The sequence below is a fragment of the Reyranella massiliensis 521 genome (assembly GCF_000312425.1).
In the GTDB taxonomy this organism is placed as follows: Bacteria; Pseudomonadota; Alphaproteobacteria; order Reyranellales; family Reyranellaceae; genus Reyranella; species Reyranella massiliensis.
This window is the reverse complement of sequence record NZ_HE997181.1, coordinates 577,876-598,827: the sequence shown is the minus strand read 5'-3', so window position 1 is coordinate 598,827 and position 20,952 is coordinate 577,876. Positions and strand designations below refer to the sequence as shown.

Sequence of the window (20,952 nt, the reverse complement as noted above, 5' to 3'; positions counted from 1 at the left end):
CGAGCCAGCAACCGCAGTGAGTGCTGAATTTCGAGAGGTCGGCCAGCTCATGCGCGCTTCAACGCAAAGGCGGTGCTGCGAGAACGTCGACATCAAGGGATCGCAGGCATTCCTCCGCGACACTGCCCAGAAGTGTTGTCAGCAATTTTGACCGGCCACGAGTTCCCATGACAAGCAAGTCAGGGCGCATCTCGCCGACAGTACGAGAGATCACTTCACTGGCGCTGCCTTCTATCAAGTGCAATGGCCAATCCGCATTATACTGGCCGTGCGACTCAAGGAAGGAAATCACTTCCGTGCGAGCCCGCTTACGTTCAGCCGCGACATACTCCTCGATGGCAATCTGTCTGGCGTCACCCAGCATCATCTTTCTTCTGGCCGGCGCGTCGAAAGCGTGCATCAACGTGGGCGGCACTTCGAAGAGCCCCATCTTGCTAGCGGTCGAAATAGCTTGAGCGCAAGCATCGGACATGTCCACTGCAACGAGAACGCGTTCATAGCGACGCTGCGCATCGTTGTTCACCATGAGCACCGGAAATGACCGGGCACGAACGACGCGTTCAATAGTTGTGCCGACCAGAATATCACGCAACAGCATCCGGCGATGCTGCCCCATTACAATGAGGCGCGGCTTCATCCTTGTGGCGGTTCGAAGAATGCCATCAAAGGGATCTCCTGTGACGACGACAGTCCGACATTGCACATTTACAAGCTCAGGCATGGTCTGGACTTGCTCTGCAAGAATCCGACCGGCTTCGCGCTTTTCCATCTCAAGCAGCTGATTGGGAACGTCGTCGTCAACGACGTGGACTATATCCAACTTCGCTCCCGTTACTTTGGCTAGTAGCCCTGCCTGCCGCAAGGCTCGATTGGATCGAGTCGAAAAGTCCGTCGCCGCAAGAATGCTCATCCGCTTACTCCACACGGTGGCCTATTTTGTGTCCTAGCCCGTGGCACGGACCCTTGCAACGCACCGAGCTGCAGGCTCGCGGTCGACCGCACGGAACAGCCCCCCACTTTGGCGATCCAGGCGCTTCCTGCCGCGTGAATTTGGGTCGGATGCTTTCCCCCTCCTCGGCAATGATGACCACCCCAAATGGCCGAGGCTATGCTTGCGGCCTTGATATCCCCTTCCGACTGAAGCACCGCGCCGCCGCTATTGATGGATTCCACCGTCTCAACGGAAAGCCCTGCAGCAACGGCGAAGTCTACCCGGCTCATACCAGCCAGGCCCCGCGTCACAGTGATCAGACGTCCATTGATTCAGGGGTCACGCGGACGCGAGAGCCGACCTCGAATAGGCTAGGGCCTCAAAGCTAACGCCACCCAACAGCTTCCAGAAGCACTTAAGCTGTAGGCTGCAAGTGCTGACGGACCAACAAGTGAATTGAGGGGCGCCCTCCCCGAGCCGGGCATTCCGGAACCGATCGAATTGCGTGGCTAACCGTAGCTTGCGGCGGCAGACAATGCGAACGAGCATTGCTACTGTGAGAGTTCGTCTCCAAGCGAGCATCAACGCCTTAGGAAACTCGGCAGGAGCACAGGATATACTTGTAAGCGGCCGTCAATCGCTGCTCCTGTCGGCATGGCGGAAGACGACCGGCAGGGAGGGTTCGCAATCGTGTGGAAGCATGCGGTGGGTTCGATCCGGAACCACCCCCTCATCACGAAGCTCAATGCTTCAATTTCGCTCGACCAAGGCGACCTCGCGGCGCTGGCAGGACTGCTCGAACGCAGGGTCATCGCCAAGAAGGCGAAGGACATCATCGTCGAAGGTTACGAATACAAGGTCCTGCACATCGTCGAGAGCGGTTTCGCCATCCGCTACAAGCTCCTGCATAGCGGCAAGCGTCAGATCGTGAGCATCATCATGCCGGGCGACATCATCGGTTTTCCGGCCTGCTTCTATGAACATGCCGTCTTCTCCGTCACCGCCATCTGCGACATGAGACTACACCATGTGCCGCTCGATGACTTTGCCGATCTCTGCCTTGCGCGCGCCAATGTCGCTACAGCGCTTGTCTGGTTTTCTGCTCGCGAAGCGGCGATATACGCCGAACACATCATCGATGCAGGTCGCCGTGAGCCACTCGAAAGGCTCGCGCACTTTCTTTTGGAGATGCTGACCCGCCTTCAGGCTATCGGCAGCGCTTCAAAAGACAGTTTCTCCATGCCGCTGTCGCAGGAAGGCATCGGTGATGTCATCGGCTTGAGCGCGCCACATGTCAACCGCATGCTGGCTGAGCTGAAACGGGATGGATTGATTGCCATGACCGGGCACGAGGTAACCATACTGGATCGTGCGGCATTGCAGATCCTCGGCGAGTTTCACGCGACATATCTTACACGCATGCCAATCCGAGGACCAAAGCTCTAGCGCTGCGCGGCCACCGCTGCACGCAGGGCCTTCATCTCATCGAACCGTTTGGTTACGTCTCGCAGCGTAGCTGCCATCCCCAGCGTGCGGCCCGCCTTGTCGTGAAATGGCAGGATGGTGAATTCGACAGAAATGCGCGTGCCGTCCTTGCGCAAAGCCGGCACGGCCAGCACATCGCCCATGCCATAGCGTGACTTCCCGCTACGTACGCTTTCCAGATAGCCACTCCAATGCCGTTGGCGGAGCGGCTCTGGAATGATGATGTCGAGTGACTTACCGATGGCTTCTGCCGCTGAAAAACCGAAAACCCGCTCCGCTCCGGCGTTCCAAAAGCCAATCAGACCTTCAGCGTCAGCATAAACGATCGCGTCGGCCGTATCTCGCACGAGCCTTCGATAGAAGCGGTCGACGTCCGGTTCCAGCGGCCGACCTTGTACAGCCGGCGTCACTTTCGATACCTCAAGGTTGGCTGGGGAAACTGCCTCATCGTGGACGGCACGGGTCTTGGTGCCAATGCGCCGACGAAAATCCACAGCAGCTGGCGTCCACACGAGACAACCCGCGGAACCGCAGACTGCAGGCCGGGTTCGCGAGGGGTTGGATTGTTCATCATGAATCCCTCCTGATTGATAGGTAACCTATAGAGGCATGAATCACTGAGGCTGTCTGCGCGCAGGCACATTGCGCAGGATCAATGCCGGAGGGTCGCCCCATGACTTCCATTATCTGCCATCCTTTGCCGAACTGACCAGCAAGCGGAGGGCACCATGTTGTGGGAAGCCTCTATGATGATCGGCTATGCAACGGTGGGAAGCGACGGTGAACTCGGACAGGTGAGCGACATGCTGTTCGATGACACGACGTGGCAGCTGCGTTGGATCGTAGTCAATACTCGCCACTGGTTCGCTCGTCGAGAAGTCCTCCTACCCGTCGACACATTAAGTCGGGTCGATCCGATACGGCGCCTAGCCATCGTCGAGCTGACGATGCAGCAGATTGAGGGTAGCCTGGCCGTCGAAGCGCATCAGCCGGTATCGCAGCAGGCGGCATTTCAAAAGGACGGCGATCCCCACCTGCGCAGTGTCGTGGCTGTCGTCGGGCATCGCGTTTACCTGCTCGATAGCGTAGTCGGACACATCGAGGAGCTACTGGTGGACGATGCCGGCTGGCTCATTTGCTATGTCAGAATCGATACCTGCAAGTGGCATCCGGGCGACCGGGTGCTGCTGGCGCCGCACTCCGTCCGGGAAATCGATTGGGTCGACAGACTGGTGCACGTTGATATCGACTGCCGAGAGCTGGCCGCCCACCCCGCGCGTTACGGCGCCATATGGATGAGGAAGGTTAACCATGACGCAACGCACGCCGATGCGTGAGAGGATTCCGGCGCGCCGAATCCAGCTCAAGCGCGCCTATCTGCCAGCCGCAGCGACCGACGGCATGCGTATACTGGTCGACCGGCTATGGCCGCGCGGGATCAGGAAGTGCGCCGCCGCCATCGATTTCTGGATCAAGGATCTTGCGCCGAGCACGGCCTTGCGCAAATGGTTCGGACACGATCCGGTGCGGTGGTCGGAATTCCGCCGTCGATATTCGGCAGAGCTTCGCGACCATCGCGACAGGCTTGCCGAGCTGCGTGCGCTAGCGCGTAGAAAGACCGTAACGCTTGTTTTCGCCGCGCGTGATGAACGACACAACGATGCCGTGGTCCTCCGCGAGGTTTTACTGGGCCGTCGGGGAAGCCAGGGAGACCGCGCATGTCGTTGAAACTCCTGTTGCATCGGGTCCGCGCGTGCGCGCTCTGCGAGGCCGACCTGCCGCTTGGCGCGCGCCCGATATTGCAGGTCGCGGCTTCCGCTCGACTGCTGATCCCAAGTCAGGCGCCGGGGCGGAAGGTCCACGAAACGGGCGTGCCCTGGAACGACGCGAGCGGCGAGCGCCTGCGCGACTGGATGGCCATCGACCGATCGACCTTCTACGACGATAAGCGCGTCGCCATCCTCCCGGTAGGCCTTTGCTATCCTGGCCGCGTACCATCCGGTGGTGACAACCCACCTCGTCAAGAATGCACCCAGCTCTGGCATGGGCTCTTATTGCCGCATCTTTCGGCTGTCGAGCACACACTGCTGGTCGGTCATTATGCTCAGCGTTTCCAGCTCGGACCGGCATGCAAGGACTCCATGACGGACACGGTGAGGTCATTCCGACAGTACTCGCCTCGGTTCACGCCGCTACCGCACCCGAGTTGGCGCAGCGTATCCTGGATGCGCAAGCACCCATGGTTCGAGACGACAGTGATACCGGAGCTGCGCCGCGTCGTAAGCGCAACGACGCGGCGGTAGTGCGTGAGGTCAGTCGCCGTCTCGGAGCCGGCATCACTAGATCACTGCGGGCAGGGCGTGCACATGGACTTCGTCGCCCAAATGACTCTTGAGAATGCGCATCGCCCGCTCCTCATCGCGAGCATCCCATGTCCGCACCCATAGCAACAATCCGCCACGGTCAACCTGGTCCTGTAAGTGGCGCCCGTGCTCCTCCCCAACCCATCGCGCGAGAAGCGAGCCGATCAAGCCACCGGCGCCACCCGTCAGGGCTGCGCCGAGGATGGCTGCGGTGAGCGTTCCACCGGACGCCACGATCGCTCCCGCCGCCGCGACGGCGCCCACGTACATGAGGACGCCGATTAAGCCGCCCTCCGCGCCGCCGATGGCTTCGGGGGACACGTAAGCGGCGCGCGGAATGATCGGATCGTCCGCCAGAGAACTCACTTTGCGGTAATGATGGCCGAGCTTCTTGTCCACCGTGTCCTCACTGGCAAGCAGACTGAGTTCGGCGCGATGAAAGCCGGACTGAAGCAACTCGTCGATCGCCGCCTGCAGTTCGTCGGCACCATGGAACACTCCAACGACTTCGCGAACGGTACGGCTCTTTTGCAGTGTGGGCATATCGCAGGCACTCCATTTCAGCCCGCCCTCGGGATCTCTGATAGGCAGAAATCGGCGGCCAACCGAATCTAAACGCATGGAGTATCGAATACCTTTCTCGCCGACATTGCGCCGGAGCAAGATGCCACTCAATCAAAAGGCATAGATTGAATCACCGAGCCGATGGTCGGAAATGAAAGGAGGTTACCGATGATCACGAATGGCAAACGAGAACGGACGGTGGCCGCTCGGCCGGGTCGTGACCATCTCGAGAAACTGCTCGATCAGGCGCTCGCAGACAGCTTTCCCGCGAGCGATCCCGTCGCGGTCGATTTCGAGGCACCAGCGATCAGTGAGGCAAGAGAGGAAGAGGAGCTCGACGACGCCCCCTGACGGGCCAGATCGGCTCCACGATTGCGTCCGCCCTCCTGACGTTCTTCCTGATGGTGATCGTATCCTTGTCGTGGGCCTGGTGCCCGCCAATCGAATTTCGAGGCTGGCTTACCGTTGGCGGGTAGCGACCGCGTCAGCTTCGCAGGGCCTGGATAGGCCCTTTAAACACCTGACGCCGGCTTTCCTGCCGCAGGGTATCCACGCGAATTTGCTGTACTGTAGAGTTAGAGTTCGATCCAGCCGGGGGGAGCGATGATTGGGCAGCTCACGAGGTCGGAAAGGCAGATCGCTATAGCCATCCTCATCGCTATGGCGATGTTCGGCTTTGCACTCGCTGTCGCCGGCAAGAACGACCCTATCGGGGTACACGGCTGGCTGATCATGGTGCTCTCCATCTTCGGCATCTTCGGCGTGATCTCTGGTTACTTTGCACCGGAGCCGTCGGAAGAACGACTTGACAGCTATTACGACGAACCCAGTCGCGTCGGGATCGCACTGTCCATGGTATGGGCCGCAGTCGGTTTCTTCGTCGGTGACTGGGTTGCGTGGCTGATGGTCGATCCCGGCCTCACCTTCGACGCCGCATGGGCGAGCTACGGCCGCTTGCGGCCGGTCCATACCACGGCCGTCATCTTCGGCTTCGGTGGCAACGCGTTGATTGCGACGTCCTTTTACGTGATGCAGCGCACGTCGCGTGCGCGCCTGCCTGATCAGCTCAGCCCGCTGTTCGTCCTGTTTGGCTACAATCTCTTCTGCTTGCTCGCGGTCACTGGCTACCTACTTGGCATCACCCAGTCGAAGGAATATGCCGAACCCGAATGGTACGCTGACATCTGGCTTGTCATCGTCTGGGTGACTTATTTCGTCGTCTATCTGCGCACGCTGGCGCGCCGCCAGGAGCCGCATATCTACGTCGCCAATTGGTACTACATGGCGTTCATCCTGGTCGTGGCGATGCTCCACATCGTCAACAACCTCTCGGTGCCGGTGAGCTTCGGCAGCGCCAAGAGCTTTTCGCTCTTCTCAGGCGTTCAGGATGCGATGACCCAATGGTGGTACGGCCACAACGCGGTCGCTTTCTTCCTGACTGCCGGCTTCCTCGGCATGATGTACTACTTCCTGCCGAAGCGTGCCGGACGCCCGCTGTTCTCCTACCGCCTGTCGATCATCAGCTTCTGGGGCATCACCTTCCTCTACATGTGGGCGGGCTCCCACCACCTGCACTACACAGCCCTGCCGCAATGGGTGCAGACGTTGGGCATGACCTTCTCGGTGATGCTGCTCGTGCCATCCTGGGCCTCGGCTGCCAACGCGCTTCTGACGCTCAACGGTGCTTGGCATCGCGTGCGCGACGACGCAACGCTGCGTTTCATGATGGTCGCCGCGGTGTTCTACGGGCTCAGCACCTTCGAAGGCTCGTTCATGGCGATCCGACCGGTGAACGCGCTGTCGCACTACACCGACTGGACTGTCGGCCACGTTCACGCTGGCGCGCTGGGCTGGGTGGCGATGATCACCTTCGGCTCGATCTACGCCGTGGTGCCGTGGCTATGGAAGCGCGAGCGCATGTATTCCGCCCGGCTGGTCGAGGTTCACTTCTGGCTCGCCCTGTCCGGCACCATCATCTACGTCATCGCGATGTGGAACTCCGGCATCATCCAGGGACTGATGTGGCGGACCTACAACAGCAGCGGCACGCTCGCCTACTCGTTCGTTGACTCGCTGATCGCGATGCATCCCTACTACATCGCACGTGCCATCGGCGGCCTGTTCTTCCTGATCGGCGCATTGGTCGGTTGCTACAACATCTGGATGACCATCCGAAGCGCGACGCGCGACGCTGCGGAACCTGCGATCGCTGTGGCTGAAGCGCCGCAGGGAGCGGAGTAAGGCCCATGTTCGGTTTTCACTACAAGCTCGAGCGCAAGGCGATCAGCTTCACACTGGCGATCATCTTCGTGGCCAGCATCGGCGGACTGGTCGAAATCGCGCCGCTCTTCACCATCCAGCAGACCGTTGAGGACGCGCCCGACATGCGCGTCTACACGCCGCTCGAACTGGCAGGCCGCAACATCTACGTCCGCGAAGGCTGCTATGCCTGTCATTCGCAGATGATCCGCACCCTGCGCGATGAAGTCGAGCGATACGGGCCATACTCGCTCGCCGTCGAATCCAAGTACGACCATCCGATGCTGTGGGGCTCCAAGCGCACCGGCCCAGACCTGGCGCGCGTCGGCGGCAAGTACTCCGACGACTGGCATCTCGCCCACATGATCAATCCGCGCGATCTCGTGCCGCAGTCGATCATGCCCGACTATGCGCGGCTGCTGCGTACCCAGCTCCGCACCGACGATCTCGGCCGGCATCTCAAGGCCATGCGTACGGTGGGGGTACCCTACACCGACGAGATGATTGCCAATGCCGCCTCCGACGCGGCCGGACAGGCCAACCCCGACGGCCCACTCGCAGAGGGGGTCATCAAGCGCTACGGCGAGGCAACGAACGTGCGAGCCTTCGACGGCCGCCCCGATCTACTCACGGAGATGGACGCGATGATCGCCTATCTCCAGATTCTCGGCCGCCTGACCGACGCCGCTCACAGAGCCGTCGCTTCCTCAGGAGAATGACCATGACCTTTACCTACGACGAGGTCGTCTGGTTCTCGAAGACCTTCGGGCTCTTCTACCTGATCGGCTTTTCCGCGATTGTGCTCGTCTACGTCTACTGGCCCTCGAATCGGGCGACGTTCGAGCGGGCCGCAATGGCAATCATCCACGATGAAGACAAGCCATGTCGGTAGAACAGCGTGATCCCCATTCCGGTTACCTGACGACCGGCCATGAGTGGAACGGCATCACGGAGCTGAACACGCCCGTGCCGCGGCCGGTCTACCTGTTCCTGATCCTGACCTTCGTGTTCTCGGTCGCCTACTGGGTGCTGATGCCGGCCTGGCCGCTCGGCTCCGACTATACAAAGGGCCTGTTGCAGGCAAACGATCGCGCTGCAGTCGCCCGAGCCGTCGAGCAGGCAGCGGCAGTACGCTCGGCCTGGACCAGCCAGATCGCCGCCCAGAGCTTCGCGGACATCGAAGCCGATCCGCGCCTGATGGCGGACGTGCGCCGGACTGGCCGCACGCTGTTCGGCGATAACTGCGCAGCCTGCCACGGTCGCGATGCCAAGGGCACCAAGGGTTTCCCCGATCTGACCACGGCATCGTGGCTGTGGGGTGGTTCGCCGGAAGCGATCTCGGAGACCATTCGCGTCGGCGTCAATGCGTCGCATCCCGACACCAGGGTGTCCCAGATGCCCGCGTTCGGCCGCGACGGCATCCTGAAGCGCGACGAGATGGAGAGCGTCGTCGCCTATGTGCTCAGCCTGTCCGCACCGCCCCCCGCGGGCAACAAGGTAGCGGCAGAGAAGGTCGCGGCCGGCAAGGCCGTCTTCGCCGCCAACTGCGTCGCCTGTCATGGCACCGAAGCAAAGGGCAATCCCGAGCTCGGCGCGCCCGACCTGACCGATATGCACTGGATACACGGCAGCGACGAAAACGCGATCTACGCCAATGTCTGGGGTGGTTTGAAAGGGCAGATGCCGAGTTGGGAGGGACGCCTCACTCCGGTCGAGCGCAAGATTCTGGCACTCTACCTCATTGATTTGCGGGCGAAGCGGCCATGACGACCCGCTGGACCATCGGCTTGCTCGTAGGCGCCGGCCTGCTTGTCCTGGCCGGCGCGAACACGCACCTCGTCTGGGTAGCCGTTACGTCGCAACCCGATTGCGTCGACCACGTGAAACGCGGCGAGCAGGGAGCCCGCAGCGGCTCGTTCACTGCCGCGCGATCTGCCTGCTCGGGAGCCAAGACATGAGCCCCACGATTCCGGCGGTCATGCCGCCTCTTCGACCCGATCACGGCCTCAATCGCCATTTTGCCCCATCGGCCGCCTTACGGTGGCTGGCTGCGGGATGGCACGATCTCATAATCCAACCGGGCCCGAGCATCGCCTACGGCCTCGGCGTCTTCGCGGTTTCCGCCGCGATCGTCGCCGGCCTCTTTGCGTTTGGCTGGGACTATATCCTCTTTCCCGCCTTTGCAGGCTTCATGGTCGTGGGTCCCGTGCTGGCGGTCGGCCTCTACGAGAAGAGCCGGCGGATTGCGGCGGGCGAGCCTGTCACGCTCGCCGGCATGATCTTCGTACGCCCGGCCTCGGGCCAGATCCTCTTCACGGGCGTATTGCTGTGTGGCCTCATGCTGCTGTGGATGCGGGCAGCAGTGATCATCTACGCCTTGTTCTTCGGCCTGGTGGATTTCCCCGGACTCGACCACATCGCGGCGATGCTGTTCACCACTCCGGCCGGCTGGGCATTGCTCATCGTCGGCAGCGCCGTCGGCGCGCTGTTCGCCGCTTTCTCCTTCGCGATCAGTGCCTTCTCGGTGCCCATGCTGCTCGAGGAGCGCGTCGATGCCCTCACGGCCATGGGTACCAGCGTGCAGCTCGTCTGGAACAACCTGCCGGTGATGCTGGCCTGGGGCGCGATTGTGCTCGGGCTCTTCTTCCTTAGCCTGGCCACCGGCCTGCTGGGCCTCATCGTCGTGTTCCCGCTCTTGGGACATGGAACCTGGCATGCCTGGCGCGCTATCCGGCCCTAGCGCCGCCCGCAGCGACGAGCTGTTACTGGCGAGCCGCCTTCTCGCCCCCGGTCTGCATCAGAACGAGATCGCCGTCCCCACCATTCATTGCGGCAGTTGCGTCGCGCGCATCGAGCGTTTGCTCGCCAGGCTTCCCGGAGTCGAGCGCGCGCGGGTCAATCTTTCGACCAAGCGTGTCACGGTCGCCTGGCGCGGCGCGACGCCGCCGCCCCTCGTTGCGACCCTGAAGGACGCAGGCTTCGAAACCCACCTTCACGATACTGACAACGGCGTCGAGGATGGCACCCTGCGTGAGCTCGTACGCGCGCTGGCGGTCACGGGCTTCGCTTCCGGCAACATCATGATGCTCTCGGTCGGCGTCTGGTCAGGTGCGGATGCCGGGACGCGCGATCTCTTCCATTGGCTGTCCGCTGCCCTGGCGCTGCCGGCGCTCGTCTATTCCGGCCGCGTCTTCTTCCGCTCCGCCTGGCAGGCAGTCCGCCGTGGGCGAACCAATATGGACGTGCCGATCTCGATCGGCGTGCTGCTCGCCTTCGGCATGAGTCTCTACGAGACCATCCGCCACGGGCCACATGCCTACTTCGATGCCGCGATCTCCCTGCTGTTCTTTCTACTGGTCGGCCGCACGCTCGATCACATGATGCGCGAGCGCGCACGCACGGCGGTCAAGGGGTTGGCCCGCTTCGCTGCACGCGGCGCCTCGGTGCTGCGGCCTGATGGCACTCAGCATTACCTGCCCGTCGACGAGCTGCGGCCGGGCATGACCATCGCCCTCGCCGCCGGTGACCGCGTGCCGGTCGATGCGCGCGTGGTCGCGGGACAGTCGGAGCTCGACGTCTCCCTGGTTTCGGGCGAAAGCCTGCCGCTTGCCGTCGGCCCCGGTGCGCTCCTGCGGGCCGGCACGCTCAACCTGATGGCTCCGCTGACGATCGAGGCGACGGCTGCAGCCGACGGCTCATTCCTTGCCGAGATGATGCGGATGATGGAGGCCGCAGAAGGTGGACGCACCGCCTATCGGCGTATCGCCGACCGTGCCGCAGGTCTCTACGCGCCGGTGATCCACGTCACGGCGTTCGCGACATTCGCCGGCTGGATGGTCGCGACGGGCGATGTACATTTTGCGATAACGACGGCGATCGCCGTGCTAATCATCACTTGCCCTTGCGCGCTGGGCCTCGCCGTCCCCATGGTTCAAGTGGTCGCGGCACGGCGCCTGTTCGACCGCGGCATCATGGTCAAGGAAGGCGGCGCCCTCGAGCGCCTGGCCGAGGTCGACCACGTCGTGTTCGACAAGACCGGCACCCTGACGCTGGGATCGCCGAAGCTCATCGGCGGCAACGCCATCGAACCCGGTCTGCTGGCTGTCGCCGCAGCGATGGCATCACGGTCCCGTCATCCCTATTCGCTGGCCATCGCCGCTGAAGGAAAGAGCCGTAACCTGCCGGGCGTCGTGCTCGACGATCTTCGCGAACAGGCCGGTGCCGGGCTTGAAGGTCGAACTGGCTCCAGTGTCTGGCGTCTCGGTCGCCCGGACTGGGCCCTCGCCGCTGGCGATCCGTCGCCAGGCGTGGTGCTTTCCGAAGACGGCCGGGCTTGTTGTCGCTTCACGTTCGAGGATGCCTTGCGGCCCGGCGCCCAAATGGCCGTGGCCACCCTGAAGGCCCGAGGCACTCCCGTGGAGATCCTGTCGGGCGATCACGAGGACAACGTGGGCATGATCGCCGCGTCACTCGGCGTCTCTTGGCATGCCGGGGTCTCGCCCGCCGGCAAGGTCGCGCACCTCGCCGCCCTCGCGTCGAAGGGCACCAGGGTGCTGATGGTCGGAGACGGCCTCAACGACACGCCTGCGCTGGCCGCAGCCCACGTCTCGATGGCGACGGCTGCTGCCGCCGACATCGGACGCAATGCGGCCGACATCGTCTTCCTGCGCGACGATCTCGCGGCAGTGCCGGAGGCTATTGAGATTGCCAGAGCGGCGCGGAGCCTGGTGCACCAGAATCTCGTCCTCGCCGTCGTCTACAATCTGCTGGCCGTTCCGATCGCCATTGCAGGCTTCGTCACTCCCCTGATGGCGGCGATCGCCATGTCCGGCTCGTCGATCGTAGTGATCGGCAACGCAATGAGGCTGCCTCGGAGCCGGCGGGAGACGGCTCGATGACCGACTTTCTCTACCTTGTACCGATCGCCCTGATCCTCGGCATCGGCGGCTTGGCAGCCTTCATGTGGTCTCTGCGCAGCGGTCAGTACGAAGACCTCGACGGCGCCGCTGAGCGCATCCTGTTCGACGAGGATGTCCCTCTGAAGAACCGGGAGGGAGATCGTTGACCGACAGAAAATGGCGAACGTCGTCTTTGGCGTGCATGGTTCGTGCGTCGACTTTCGCTCTAGCTCCTTCTTGGCTGCACTAAGCTGGGCGTCACGGTCGACGCTCCGAGTGCGCAGCTAGTCAAAATCCACCAAGATGTAGCGGGGTTAGTTTACTTTAACGTTGCTGTAGGAGCCGTGCCGCAGCGGTGCTACCGCGATGAACCCCAGCACCCCCATCAACAACGCGAATACAATGCCCCACTTGTAGTTGCCCGTCTGGTCGATAATCAGGGCAGCGACCAGCGGACCGCACGCGGCGGAAATGCAGGATGCGGTGAAGAACGCCCCCAACACTGCGCCAAGGTTCCCGACACCAAAGAATTCGATCAATACCACTGGCGTCAGGGCAATCCGCACCCCGTAGCCAAGTCCGAGTGTCGTGGCGAAAGCCACCAGCCAACCGTAACCGGTGAACGGTATCCACAGCAGATAACTTGCCGCCATCACCAGCACCGAGAGTTTGTATAGTAGCACTGAGCCCGTCTTCCGGGTGATGAAGCCGATACCACCTCGTCCCAGGATGCTCATACCGCCGATAATGGAGATCAGTGCCGAGGCGGCGACAGGGCTGGCACCGGTGGCTTGAGCGAAAGGTGCCAGGAAGACCATCGATACAACAAGGCCTGTCGTGGCCAGAGCCCAGGACGCGTAGAGCAGCACGAATGGGCGCGACCGCACAACATGCCACAGCTTAATCGTCTGGCTCGTCTGGGCGAGTGGCGGATGGCGGGCAAGCCAGGCGCAGAGGAGAAGGAGCGAAAACGAGCCCGCTCCGAACATGACATAGACCATCCGCCAGCCATGTGCCTGAATCAGGAGCGCGGCCACCGGCGGCATCAATAGTGTCCCGCACCCCGTGCCGGCCGCGGCCAGACCCAAGGCTGTTGTGCGATGACGAGCAAACCATCCGCCGACAAGCGCCAACGTAGGGATGTAAACGAAGGAAGCCCCGATGCCAACGCCGACGCCATAGGTCAAATAGCCGATCCACATCTGCGGCACTGCAGCCGTAAACGCCAGCCCGGCCCCCAAGATGATCGCGCCCGCCAGAACGACGCGGCGCGGACCAATACGATCGCTCAGTCTGCCGGTGATCGAGCCGAAGAAGTAGAACAGCATGCCAGTGATCGCGAAGAAGGCAGAAGTCTCGGTGCGACTGGCATGGAACTCTGCCTCCATTGGAGTGAAGAACGCACCGAAGCTGTACATCACGCCGAAGACCACGAAACCAGCAATGAAGGCAGACAAGGCGACGAGCCAGCCTGTGAGAGAATCTGGCCCACTGGCACCAACTTGAACTTGCATCATCTTTGGAATGCGCTCCGCGTTGGTCGAATAGGCTCGCTTGAAGACAGCGATCTGCTCCATGTCCATCTTCCGAGCACGACCTAACGCACGATCTGATGGTAGAGGCGTTGCCACATCTGGCGGCCGCCGCCACGTAAAGTGACATCGAAGGCTTGCCTGTCGGTACGGTCGTGACCGAACTATGCGAGCCTGATTAGGAGAGGGTCTAGGGCCTGTCGGGCTTCAGACCGAAGGTTGAATGTGATTCAAGCTTCGCATGGATGGCTTGGTGCTAACGGACGCCCAGTGGACGAAGATGGAACGACCCGCCACCAGAATCCCGGACAATTTTGAGCTGAGAGATTTTAGTTTAGCCACCCTGGCCGGATGGAGGGCTTTCCTTGAAGAAGTCACGGCTCAGCGAGCGGCAGATTGCCTACATCCTGCGGTAGGCGAGGAATGCACGAGCGTCGAGGAGGTCTGCCGTTTCTCAAGCCCAAGTGATCCAAGGTTGGGGCAAGTTCAGAAGCCCGGAAACTCTAGCTCCGGATGCTCCAAGGTTCGGGCGCGGAGCATCACGACAAGCAGGAACTCCCGATCACCATCGAGGAGCAGGCCATGGTTGCCTGTAAGGAGATTGCGCGCATCTATCTTGCCTGGAAGCAGGGCCGGCCGGGCTTCGGTCCGCATCTGATCGATGAGCTTGGCCGGGTCGCTCGACCTGCAGCCCCTGCAGGTGATGCCGGAGAGCCCGGCACCATCGCTGCGATCGTCGCCGACTTTATGGATAGCGACGAGTTCGATGAACTAAAGCCCGCGACGCGCAACGACTACCGCTTGTGTTTGGAGGCGTTTGCTCAAAAGTTCGGCACCCGGCGCTGGGAATCCATCAGCGCCAAAGAGGCCAAGATGTGGATCCGCGAGAAGGCGGAGGCTCATCCCAGTATGGCGCACCAATGGTAAAGGACCTGCCGCGCCACGCTGAACAAGACGCGCCTTATCTATGACGAGCGGGACCACCCTGGTTATGTTCCCGAAAAGCTGAACCCTTTCGACAAGCTCAACATTGGTCTCCCGAAGGCCAAGCTGATCGTGTGGCCCCTCGAGGCGGTTACCAAGATGGTCGAAATCGCCGACGAAGTCGGACGACCGAGCTTGGGCGACGCCATCGTCTTGATGGCCAAGCTTGGAGTCCGGCGCCAGGATTGGCTCCTGTATCCGCCGACATTTTCGACACTACCTACTTGGCCTGGGGCACAGAGAAGACCGACGCGCCGGTCACCATCCCATGGTCGGTGGTTCCCGAGCTACGACAGCGCATCGAAGCGGCAAAGCTGCGGCGTCAGACGGACAACATCCGCAGCACCACGTTCTTTGTCGACGACGTCGGCCATAGGCCTTGGAGTTCAAACAGGTTCTTTGTCGCGTTCGGGCGGCTCCGTGCTGAGCTTGCCAGGCGACATGAAAGCTTCGCCACCAAGTACGCCGTGAAGCACTACCCGAGTGATCCGATGCGCCTGCCGACAGAGTGGCTCACAATGCGCGTTCTGCGCCACACGTGCATTACCGCGCTTCACGACGCCGGCTGCGTGCGCGAGCAGATACGGGCCATTACCGGCCATACGATCGCCAGCATCAACGAAGTGCTCGATCGCTATACGAAGTTGACGGCCGATCAGGCCGGCGCGGCCTTGGCGAAGCGGCTTGCGCACGAGGGAAGGCCCCAAGAGAGCAACGTCTCGGCGTTCGTCAGACGTTAGTCGAGAGCGGCTAAAACGTTAGTCGAGAATCCATGCACAGAACAGAGCATGATCGCCGAAAAACGCGTAAAACGTTGATTTTCTTGCATTTTAACGATGGTGCCCCCGGTCGGACTCGAACCAACACTTCCGTGAGGAAACCTGATTTTGAGTCAGGCGCGTCTACCAATTCCGCCACGGGGGCACGCTGTCGTGCGCCGGGGAATAAAGCCGAAGGGCGGAACCGGGTCAACGCTTGCCGTGAGTTTCTTCCTCCGGTTTTATGGCATCTCATTAAGAATGCCGCCGGAGGAAGTTCAGAGTGCACCCGTACATCCACGCCCAAACGACCCCCGACAAACCGGCCTATATCATGGCCGGCAGCGGCGAGGTGGTGACCTACCGGCAGCTCGACCAACAATCCAACCGCATCGCGCAACTGTTTCGCTCGCTGGGCCTGAAGGCCGGCGACCACATTGCCCTGTTCCTCGAGAATAACCCGCGCTTCTTCGAGATTTGCTGGGGTGCCCAGCGCTCGGGCCTGATCTACACGGCGATCAGCTCGCGGCTGACGGCCGCCGAAGTCGACTACATCGTGACCGATTGCGGCGCGAAACTCTTCATCACCTCGAAGTATCTGGCCGAGAAAGCCGCCGAGCTGGGACCGCTCCTGAAGGGCGTCGCCAATCGCTTCATGATTGATGGCACCATCGCCGGTTACAAATCCTGGGAGGAGGCAATCACTGCCTTCCCGGTCACGCCGATCGCCGACCAGACCGCAGGCCACGACATGCTCTATTCGTCGGGCACCACGGGGCGGCCCAAGGGCGTGATGCCGGTCGTCGAGCCGCAGGCGATCGATTTCGACAATCCGCTGCTCGCCATCTCCCGCAAGCTCTATGGCATCGACGCCGACACGATCTATCTCTCGCCGGCGCCGCTCTATCACGCAGCTCCCTTGCGCTTCAACATGAGCGTCATGCGATTGGGCGGCACTTCCATCATCTTGGAGAACTTCGACGCCGAGGAGTTCCTGAAGCTGGTGCCCAAACACAAGGTCACGCACACCCAGGTCGTGCCGACCATGTTCGTGCGTTTCCTCAAGCTGCCGGAAGACGTGCGCACGAAGTACGACATGACTTCGCTCAAGTGCGCGATCCATGCCGCCGCGCCCTGCCCCGTCCCGACCAAGGAAGCGATGATCGGCTGGTGGGGGCCTATCATCTGGGAATATTACGGTGGCACCGAAGGCAACGGCCTCACCATGTGCAATGCCCAGGAGTGGATGGCGCATAAGGGCACGGTCGGCCGCGCCGTCGTCGGCAAGCTCAAGATCTGCGACGACGAAGGAAACGAATTGCCGATGGGTGAATCGGGCACCGTCTATTTCGCGGAAGGCCGGCCGTTCGAATATCATAACGATCCGAAGAAGACTCGGGAGTCGCGCCATCCGCTCGGATGGACCACGCTGGGCGACGTGGGCTATGTCGACAGCGACGGCTTCCTGCATCTCACCGACCGCAAGGCGTTCATGATCATCTCCGGCGGTGTAAACATCTACCCGCAGGAATGCGAGAACCTGCTGATCAACCATCCCAAGGTAATCGACTGCGCGGTGTTCGGCGTGCCCAACGACGAGTTCGGCGAGGAAGTGAAAGCCGTCGTCCAGCCACAGAACATGGCGGAAGCCGGTCCGGCGCTGGCGGAGGAGCTGATCGCCTATTGCCGGCAGCACCTCTCGGCGATCAAGTGCCCACGCAGCATCGACTTCGAACCCGAATTGCCGCGCCATCCCACCGGCAAGCTTTACAAGCGCCTGTTGCGCGACCGCTACTGGCAAGGCCGCACGAGCAAGATCGCCTAGCCAGCGCGACGTAGTCTGCCGGCAAGCTCATCGAGGACGGAGTTAGGCGCCGCCCGCCGACGCCTTCCACCTCGGCATCGCCAGCGTCTCGGCGTAATTGGTGAACATGAGATTGAACGCAATGCTGATGCGCTCGGTCGTGCTTTCGTTGGACGGTACGTGGTGCCGAAGCCACGACGGGAACATCACCATGCGCCCTGGCCGGGGTTGGGCGACGGACGCGTTCCCGGTCACGTTGGTGAGCTTGCCGCTCCACGGCATGATCGAGATCGGCCGAGGATCCTGGAAGACGAGGTCCGTGCCATCCCCGGGGGCGTCGACATAGTAAACGCCGCTCAGGAAATTGTTCGGATGGTTATGGGTGGGATGATAGCTGCCCGGCGGATTCACATTGGCCCAGCAGCCCGTGATCATCATCGGAAAGCGCTCGAGGTGAAGATATTCCGCCACGCTCTTCGAGGCGATCTCGATCAGCTTGACCAAATCGGCGAAGGCTGGCCGTGTGTGCAGATCGTGCGGCGTTTGCCAGTTGCTGCCGCTCGGTACCTTGGGCCGCGGCGAGATGATCCTTTCGATCTCGGCCCTGAGCGTGGCGTTAAAGGACGCGGCGTCCGCCGGGAGGATGTCGAGGATCCAGAGCGGTGTTGGAAAGAGTTCCTGGACCTGCTGCTTGATCTTCATATCCGCATCACATCATTGGAATTGCACACCTAGTAAACCACATTCATACCTAGTGTATTCCTCGATTATTGCAAGCTCAGCCCGCACCTCCCCTTGTATCGACCGCCCAACTGCCACCCACCGAAACGAGCGCGAAGAAAAGCGACAGGGACGCAGCGGACGCGTGGAGGCACGTTCTCCTGCCTGCTAAGCAGGGCGCCTGAATCATCAAGCCGATCCTAGGGAGATCCGCCATGAAGGCAGCTGTCGTCACCGACAAGGGCGTCCAGTTCACCGACGCGCCGAAGCCCGCACCCAAGGCCAACGAAATCCTGATCAAGGTGAGAGCCGCCTCGCTTAACCGCGCCGACCTCGCGGTCGCCGCGGGCCATTCGCACGGCCGGATCGGCGGCGCCGGCACCATCGTTGGCCTGGAATGCGCCGGCGAAGTCGAGGCAGTCGGCGCCGAGGTGAAGGACTTCAAACCAGGTGATCGCGTGATGAGCTCGGCTGCCGGCGGCTTCGCCGAATATGCCGTGGCCGATGCCGGCCGTGCTCACAAGATCCCCGCCAATAACATGAGCTACGAGCAGGCCGCCTGCATGCCGGTGGCCGTGCAGACCATGCACAATGCGCTGGTCGGCGCCGGCCGCCTTAAGAAAGGCGAGTCCGTTCTTATCCAGGGCGCCAGCTCGGGCGTCGGCCTGCTCGGCATGCAGATCGCCAAGCACATGGGCGCATCGATCGTCATGGGCACCTCGACCAACGATGGCCGCCGGGCAAAGCTTGCCGAATTCGGCTGCGACCTCGCCCTCGACACGCGCGATCCCAAATGGCCAGAGAAAGTCAAGGAAGCGACGGGTGGCAAAGGCGTCGACCTGATCGTCGACCAGGTCTCGGGCGGCGTCATGAACGCCAACATGGAGGCCGCTTCCATCCTCGGCCGCATCGTCAATGTCGGTCGGCTGGGTGGCATGAAGGGCGAGTTCAACTTCGACCTGCATGCCCTGAAGCGCATCGACTATATCGGCGTCACCTTCCGCACCCGCAGCCCCGAGGAAGTGCGCGCCATCGTGCAGGCCGCCCGCAAGGACCTGTGGCCGGCCATCGAGGCGGGCAAGCTGCACCTGCCCATCGACAGGACCTTCCCCCTGGCAGAGGCCGCCGAAGCGCTTGCGCACATGAAGGCCAATGCCCATTTTGGCAAGATCGTCCTCGTCACCTGAGGATCGAAGGACAGGACCGCATGAGCAAGTCGATCAACCATCTCGCTACCGCCGATGGCCTCTTCTTCGGCAAAGGCGCACTCGACCAGCGCAAGACCGCGAAGGTGGTCGACGATGCTTTGGCCGGCTGCGACGACGGCGAGCTGTTCCTCGAATATGTCCAGAGCGAGAGCCTGTCGTTTGACGACGGCAAGCTGAAGAGTGCGTCGTTCGACACCTCGCAGGGCTTCGGCCTGCGCTCGGTGGCGGGCGACGTCACGGGCTTCGCCCATGCCTCGGCGCTCGACGAGCAGGCGTTGAAGCGCGCGGCCGAGACGGTCAAGGCCGTGCGTTCCGGCCGCGGCGGCAAGGCCGACGAATCGCCGCGTGGCACCAACCGCCTGCTCTATGCCGACGACAATCCGATCGACAGCGTGCCCTTCGCCAAGAAGGTGGCGCTCCTGCAGGAGATCGACGCCTACGTGCGCGGCAAGGAGCCCAAGGCGCGCCAGGTCTCGGTGTCGCTCTCGGGCTCGTGGCAGGTCGTCGAGATCATCCGCGCTGGCGGCTGGCGCGCCGCCGACGTGCGGCCGCTGGTCCGCATCAATGTCAGCGTCGTCTGCGCCGACGGCAGCCGCATGGAAGCCGGCAGCACCGGCAGCGGCCGCCGCGCGCCCTATGGCGACATTTTCCTGCCCGAATACTGGCAGCGCGAGGCCGACGAGGCGATCCGCCAGGCGCTGGTGAACCTGAAGTCGGTCGATGCGCCGGCCGGCGAGATGCCGGTGGTGCTGGGCGCCGGCTGGTCGGGCGTGCTGTGGCACGAGGCGGTCGGCCACGGGCTGGAAGGCGACTTCCACCGCAAGAAGACCTCGATGTTCACCCACCTGATGGGCGAGATGGTGGCCTCCCCCGGCGTCACCGTGATCGACGACGGCACGATGTCGGATCGCCGCGGCTCACTCACCATCGACGACGAGGGCACGCCGACCCAGCGCAACGTGCTGATCGAGGACGGCCGTCTCGTCGGCCTGATGCAGGACCGCATGAACGCCCGCCTGATGGGCGTGAAGCCGACCGGCAACGGCCGGCGCCAGGGCCACGCCTATGCGCCGATGCCGCGCATGACCAACACCATCATGCTGGGCGGGACCGCGGCCCCGCAGGAGATCATCGGTTCGGTGAAGAAGGGTCTCTACTGCGCCAACTTCGGCGGCGGCCAGGTAGACATCGTGTCGGGCAAGTTCGTGTTCAGCGTGACCGAGGGCTATCTGATCGAAAACGGCAAGCTCGGCGCGCCGGTGAAGGGTGCCACCCTGATCGGCGCCGGCTCGGAAGCGCTCACCCGCGTCGGCATGGTCGGCAACGACATGTCGCTCGATCCCGGCATCGGCACCTGCGGCAAAGACGGCCAGGGCGTTCCCGTCGGCGTCGGGCAGCCGACCCTGCGTATCGACGCGCTGACGGTCGGCGGCACGGCGACCTGAT

At 62.3% G+C, this 20,952-nt stretch carries 23 protein-coding genes and 1 tRNA gene; 18 read left to right on the top strand and 6 right to left on the bottom strand.

Translation table 11 applies throughout. From position 1 onward, the window contains the following. Window positions 1-58: 58 nt before the first annotated feature. Window positions 59-910, bottom strand: a complete 852-nt coding sequence (locus BN60_RS02965; protein WP_051150076.1) for a universal stress protein — start codon at window positions 908-910, stop codon at window positions 59-61. Between the two features lie 711 nt (window positions 911-1,621). Between BN60_RS02965 and BN60_RS02955 the strand changes: the two genes are divergently transcribed. Then, the gene (locus tag BN60_RS02955; protein WP_020694492.1) at window positions 1,622-2,377 is read left to right on the top strand and encodes a Crp/Fnr family transcriptional regulator; all 756 of its coding nucleotides are present in this window, start codon (window positions 1,622-1,624) and stop codon (window positions 2,375-2,377) included. Here BN60_RS02955 and BN60_RS02950 read toward each other — a convergent pair. Next, window positions 2,374-2,910, bottom strand: a complete 537-nt coding sequence (locus BN60_RS02950; RefSeq protein ID WP_342626616.1) for a PAS domain-containing protein — start codon at window positions 2,908-2,910, stop codon at window positions 2,374-2,376. The two genes, BN60_RS02955 and BN60_RS02950, sit on opposite strands and share 4 nt — an antisense overlap. Before the next feature lie 252 nt (window positions 2,911-3,162). Here BN60_RS02950 and BN60_RS02945 point away from each other — a divergent pair, with 252 nt between their 5' ends. Genes BN60_RS02945 through BN60_RS02935 form a run of 3 tightly spaced genes read left to right on the top strand, consistent with a single transcriptional unit; the run spans window position 3,163 to window position 4,719 of the window. Continuing rightward, window positions 3,163-3,753 carry a PRC-barrel domain-containing protein gene (locus BN60_RS02945; protein WP_177324748.1) on the top strand — a complete coding sequence of 197 codons (591 nt, stop codon included), beginning with the start codon at window positions 3,163-3,165 and terminating at the stop codon, window positions 3,751-3,753. Further along, window positions 3,728-4,144, top strand: coding sequence for a DUF488 domain-containing protein (locus tag BN60_RS02940; protein ID WP_020694489.1), 417 nt, complete (start codon window positions 3,728-3,730; stop codon window positions 4,142-4,144). Before BN60_RS02945 ends, BN60_RS02940 begins: the two co-directional genes overlap by 26 nt. Beyond that, the gene (locus BN60_RS02935) at window positions 4,135-4,719 is read left to right on the top strand and encodes a uracil-DNA glycosylase family protein (RefSeq protein WP_020694488.1); all 585 of its coding nucleotides are present in this window, start codon (window positions 4,135-4,137) and stop codon (window positions 4,717-4,719) included. The genes BN60_RS02940 and BN60_RS02935 overlap by 10 nt, the downstream gene beginning before the upstream one ends. Window positions 4,720-4,755: 36 nt before the next feature. On the opposite strand, the gene BN60_RS02930 is transcribed toward BN60_RS02935, so the two are convergent. After that, on the bottom strand, window positions 4,756-5,442 hold the full coding sequence (locus BN60_RS02930; protein WP_245539803.1) for a hypothetical protein: 687 nt from the start codon (window positions 5,440-5,442) through the stop codon (window positions 4,756-4,758). Between the two features lie 69 nt (window positions 5,443-5,511). Here BN60_RS02930 and BN60_RS02925 point away from each other — a divergent pair, with 69 nt between their 5' ends. The 9 genes from BN60_RS02925 (at window position 5,512) to ccoS (ending at window position 12,667) form a co-directional block, all read left to right on the top strand. Further along, window positions 5,512-5,694 carry a hypothetical protein gene (locus BN60_RS02925; RefSeq protein ID WP_020694486.1) on the top strand — a complete coding sequence of 61 codons (183 nt, stop codon included), beginning with the start codon at window positions 5,512-5,514 and terminating at the stop codon, window positions 5,692-5,694. 252 nt (window positions 5,695-5,946) lie between these two features. Beyond that, window positions 5,947-7,584 carry a cytochrome-c oxidase, cbb3-type subunit I gene (gene ccoN, locus BN60_RS02920; RefSeq protein ID WP_043283581.1) on the top strand — a complete coding sequence of 546 codons (1,638 nt, stop codon included), beginning with the start codon at window positions 5,947-5,949 and terminating at the stop codon, window positions 7,582-7,584. 5 nt (window positions 7,585-7,589) lie between these two features. Further along, window positions 7,590-8,321, top strand: a complete 732-nt coding sequence (gene ccoO, locus BN60_RS02915; RefSeq protein ID WP_020694484.1) for a cytochrome-c oxidase, cbb3-type subunit II — start codon at window positions 7,590-7,592, stop codon at window positions 8,319-8,321. Between the two features lie 2 nt (window positions 8,322-8,323). Further along, a complete protein-coding gene (locus BN60_RS02910) occupies window positions 8,324-8,494 on the top strand; it encodes a cbb3-type cytochrome c oxidase subunit 3 (RefSeq protein ID WP_043283579.1) in 171 nt (56 codons plus the stop codon). After that, the gene (ccoP, locus tag BN60_RS02905; protein ID WP_020694482.1) at window positions 8,485-9,369 is read left to right on the top strand and encodes a cytochrome-c oxidase, cbb3-type subunit III; all 885 of its coding nucleotides are present in this window, start codon (window positions 8,485-8,487) and stop codon (window positions 9,367-9,369) included. The genes BN60_RS02910 and ccoP overlap by 10 nt, the downstream gene beginning before the upstream one ends. Next, window positions 9,366-9,560, top strand: a complete 195-nt coding sequence (locus BN60_RS02900) for a hypothetical protein (RefSeq protein WP_020694481.1) — start codon at window positions 9,366-9,368, stop codon at window positions 9,558-9,560. Before ccoP ends, BN60_RS02900 begins: the two co-directional genes overlap by 4 nt. Continuing rightward, a complete protein-coding gene (locus BN60_RS02895) occupies window positions 9,557-10,342 on the top strand; it encodes a DUF2189 domain-containing protein (protein WP_020694480.1) in 786 nt (261 codons plus the stop codon). Before BN60_RS02900 ends, BN60_RS02895 begins: the two co-directional genes overlap by 4 nt. Then, window positions 10,317-12,500: a heavy metal translocating P-type ATPase gene (locus BN60_RS02890; RefSeq protein ID WP_020694479.1), complete on the top strand. Its 2,184-nt coding sequence runs from the start codon at window positions 10,317-10,319 to the stop codon at window positions 12,498-12,500. Before BN60_RS02895 ends, BN60_RS02890 begins: the two co-directional genes overlap by 26 nt. After that, window positions 12,497-12,667, top strand: coding sequence for a cbb3-type cytochrome oxidase assembly protein CcoS (ccoS, locus tag BN60_RS02885; protein WP_020694478.1), 171 nt, complete (start codon window positions 12,497-12,499; stop codon window positions 12,665-12,667). Before BN60_RS02890 ends, ccoS begins: the two co-directional genes overlap by 4 nt. Window positions 12,668-12,814: 147 nt before the next feature. Here the strand turns inward: ccoS and BN60_RS02880 are convergent, their stop codons facing one another. Further along, the gene (locus tag BN60_RS02880; protein WP_020694477.1) at window positions 12,815-14,077 is read right to left on the bottom strand and encodes an MFS transporter; all 1,263 of its coding nucleotides are present in this window, start codon (window positions 14,075-14,077) and stop codon (window positions 12,815-12,817) included. Window positions 14,078-14,545: 468 nt separating this feature from the next. Between BN60_RS02880 and BN60_RS02875 the strand changes: the two genes are divergently transcribed. Together BN60_RS02875 and BN60_RS02870 are read left to right on the top strand one after the other, a co-directional pair. Beyond that, entirely contained in the window at window positions 14,546-14,959 is a 414-nt protein-coding gene (locus BN60_RS02875) for a hypothetical protein (protein WP_020694476.1), read from the top strand. Between the two features lie 242 nt (window positions 14,960-15,201). Beyond that, window positions 15,202-15,756 (top strand): site-specific integrase, encoded by a 555-nt coding sequence (locus BN60_RS02870; RefSeq protein ID WP_020694475.1) that lies wholly within the window; start codon window positions 15,202-15,204, stop codon window positions 15,754-15,756. A gap of 97 nt (window positions 15,757-15,853) precedes the next feature. On the opposite strand, the gene BN60_RS02865 is transcribed toward BN60_RS02870, so the two are convergent. Continuing rightward, window positions 15,854-15,940: transfer RNA gene (locus tag BN60_RS02865), tRNA-Leu, on the bottom strand. A 117-nt stretch (window positions 15,941-16,057) separates the two neighbouring features. Between BN60_RS02865 and BN60_RS02860 the strand changes: the two genes are divergently transcribed. Then, complete coding sequence (locus BN60_RS02860; RefSeq protein WP_020694474.1) at window positions 16,058-17,599, top strand: AMP-binding protein; 1,542 nt, start codon at window positions 16,058-16,060, stop codon at window positions 17,597-17,599. Window positions 17,600-17,641: 42 nt separating this feature from the next. Here the strand turns inward: BN60_RS02860 and BN60_RS02855 are convergent, their stop codons facing one another. After that, entirely contained in the window at window positions 17,642-18,280 is a 639-nt protein-coding gene (locus BN60_RS02855) for a 2OG-Fe(II) oxygenase family protein (protein WP_020694473.1), read from the bottom strand. Window positions 18,281-18,513: 233 nt separating this feature from the next. Here BN60_RS02855 and BN60_RS02850 point away from each other — a divergent pair, with 233 nt between their 5' ends. Further along, entirely contained in the window at window positions 18,514-19,485 is a 972-nt protein-coding gene (locus BN60_RS02850) for a zinc-binding dehydrogenase (RefSeq protein WP_020694472.1), read from the top strand. A 20-nt stretch (window positions 19,486-19,505) separates the two neighbouring features. Then, a complete protein-coding gene (tldD, locus tag BN60_RS02845; RefSeq protein ID WP_020694471.1) occupies window positions 19,506-20,951 on the top strand; it encodes a metalloprotease TldD in 1,446 nt (481 codons plus the stop codon). Window position 20,952: the final 1 nt, after the last annotated feature.

Coding starts and splice junctions, on each gene's coding strand:
- BN60_RS02965 (WP_051150076.1), bottom strand. CDS start 910: ATGAGCATTCTTGCGGCGACGGACTTTTCGACTCGATCCAATCGAGCC.
- BN60_RS02945 (WP_177324748.1), top strand. CDS start 3,163: ATGATGATCGGCTATGCAACGGTGGGAAGCGACGGTGAACTCGGACAG.
- BN60_RS02940 (WP_020694489.1), top strand. CDS start 3,728: ATGACGCAACGCACGCCGATGCGTGAGAGGATTCCGGCGCGCCGAATC.
- BN60_RS02935 (WP_020694488.1), top strand. CDS start 4,135: ATGTCGTTGAAACTCCTGTTGCATCGGGTCCGCGCGTGCGCGCTCTGC.
- BN60_RS02925 (WP_020694486.1), top strand. CDS start 5,512: ATGATCACGAATGGCAAACGAGAACGGACGGTGGCCGCTCGGCCGGGT.
- ccoN (WP_043283581.1), top strand. CDS start 5,947: ATGATTGGGCAGCTCACGAGGTCGGAAAGGCAGATCGCTATAGCCATC.
- ccoO (WP_020694484.1), top strand. CDS start 7,590: ATGTTCGGTTTTCACTACAAGCTCGAGCGCAAGGCGATCAGCTTCACA.
- BN60_RS02910 (WP_043283579.1), top strand. CDS start 8,324: ATGACCTTTACCTACGACGAGGTCGTCTGGTTCTCGAAGACCTTCGGG.
- ccoP (WP_020694482.1), top strand. CDS start 8,485: ATGTCGGTAGAACAGCGTGATCCCCATTCCGGTTACCTGACGACCGGC.
- BN60_RS02900 (WP_020694481.1), top strand. CDS start 9,366: ATGACGACCCGCTGGACCATCGGCTTGCTCGTAGGCGCCGGCCTGCTT.
- BN60_RS02895 (WP_020694480.1), top strand. CDS start 9,557: ATGAGCCCCACGATTCCGGCGGTCATGCCGCCTCTTCGACCCGATCAC.
- BN60_RS02890 (WP_020694479.1), top strand. CDS start 10,317: ATGCCTGGCGCGCTATCCGGCCCTAGCGCCGCCCGCAGCGACGAGCTG.
- ccoS (WP_020694478.1), top strand. CDS start 12,497: ATGACCGACTTTCTCTACCTTGTACCGATCGCCCTGATCCTCGGCATC.
- BN60_RS02880 (WP_020694477.1), bottom strand. CDS start 14,077: ATGGAGCAGATCGCTGTCTTCAAGCGAGCCTATTCGACCAACGCGGAG.
- BN60_RS02875 (WP_020694476.1), top strand. CDS start 14,546: ATGCTCCAAGGTTCGGGCGCGGAGCATCACGACAAGCAGGAACTCCCG.
- BN60_RS02855 (WP_020694473.1), bottom strand. CDS start 18,280: ATGAAGATCAAGCAGCAGGTCCAGGAACTCTTTCCAACACCGCTCTGG.
- BN60_RS02850 (WP_020694472.1), top strand. CDS start 18,514: ATGAAGGCAGCTGTCGTCACCGACAAGGGCGTCCAGTTCACCGACGCG.
- tldD (WP_020694471.1), top strand. CDS start 19,506: ATGAGCAAGTCGATCAACCATCTCGCTACCGCCGATGGCCTCTTCTTC.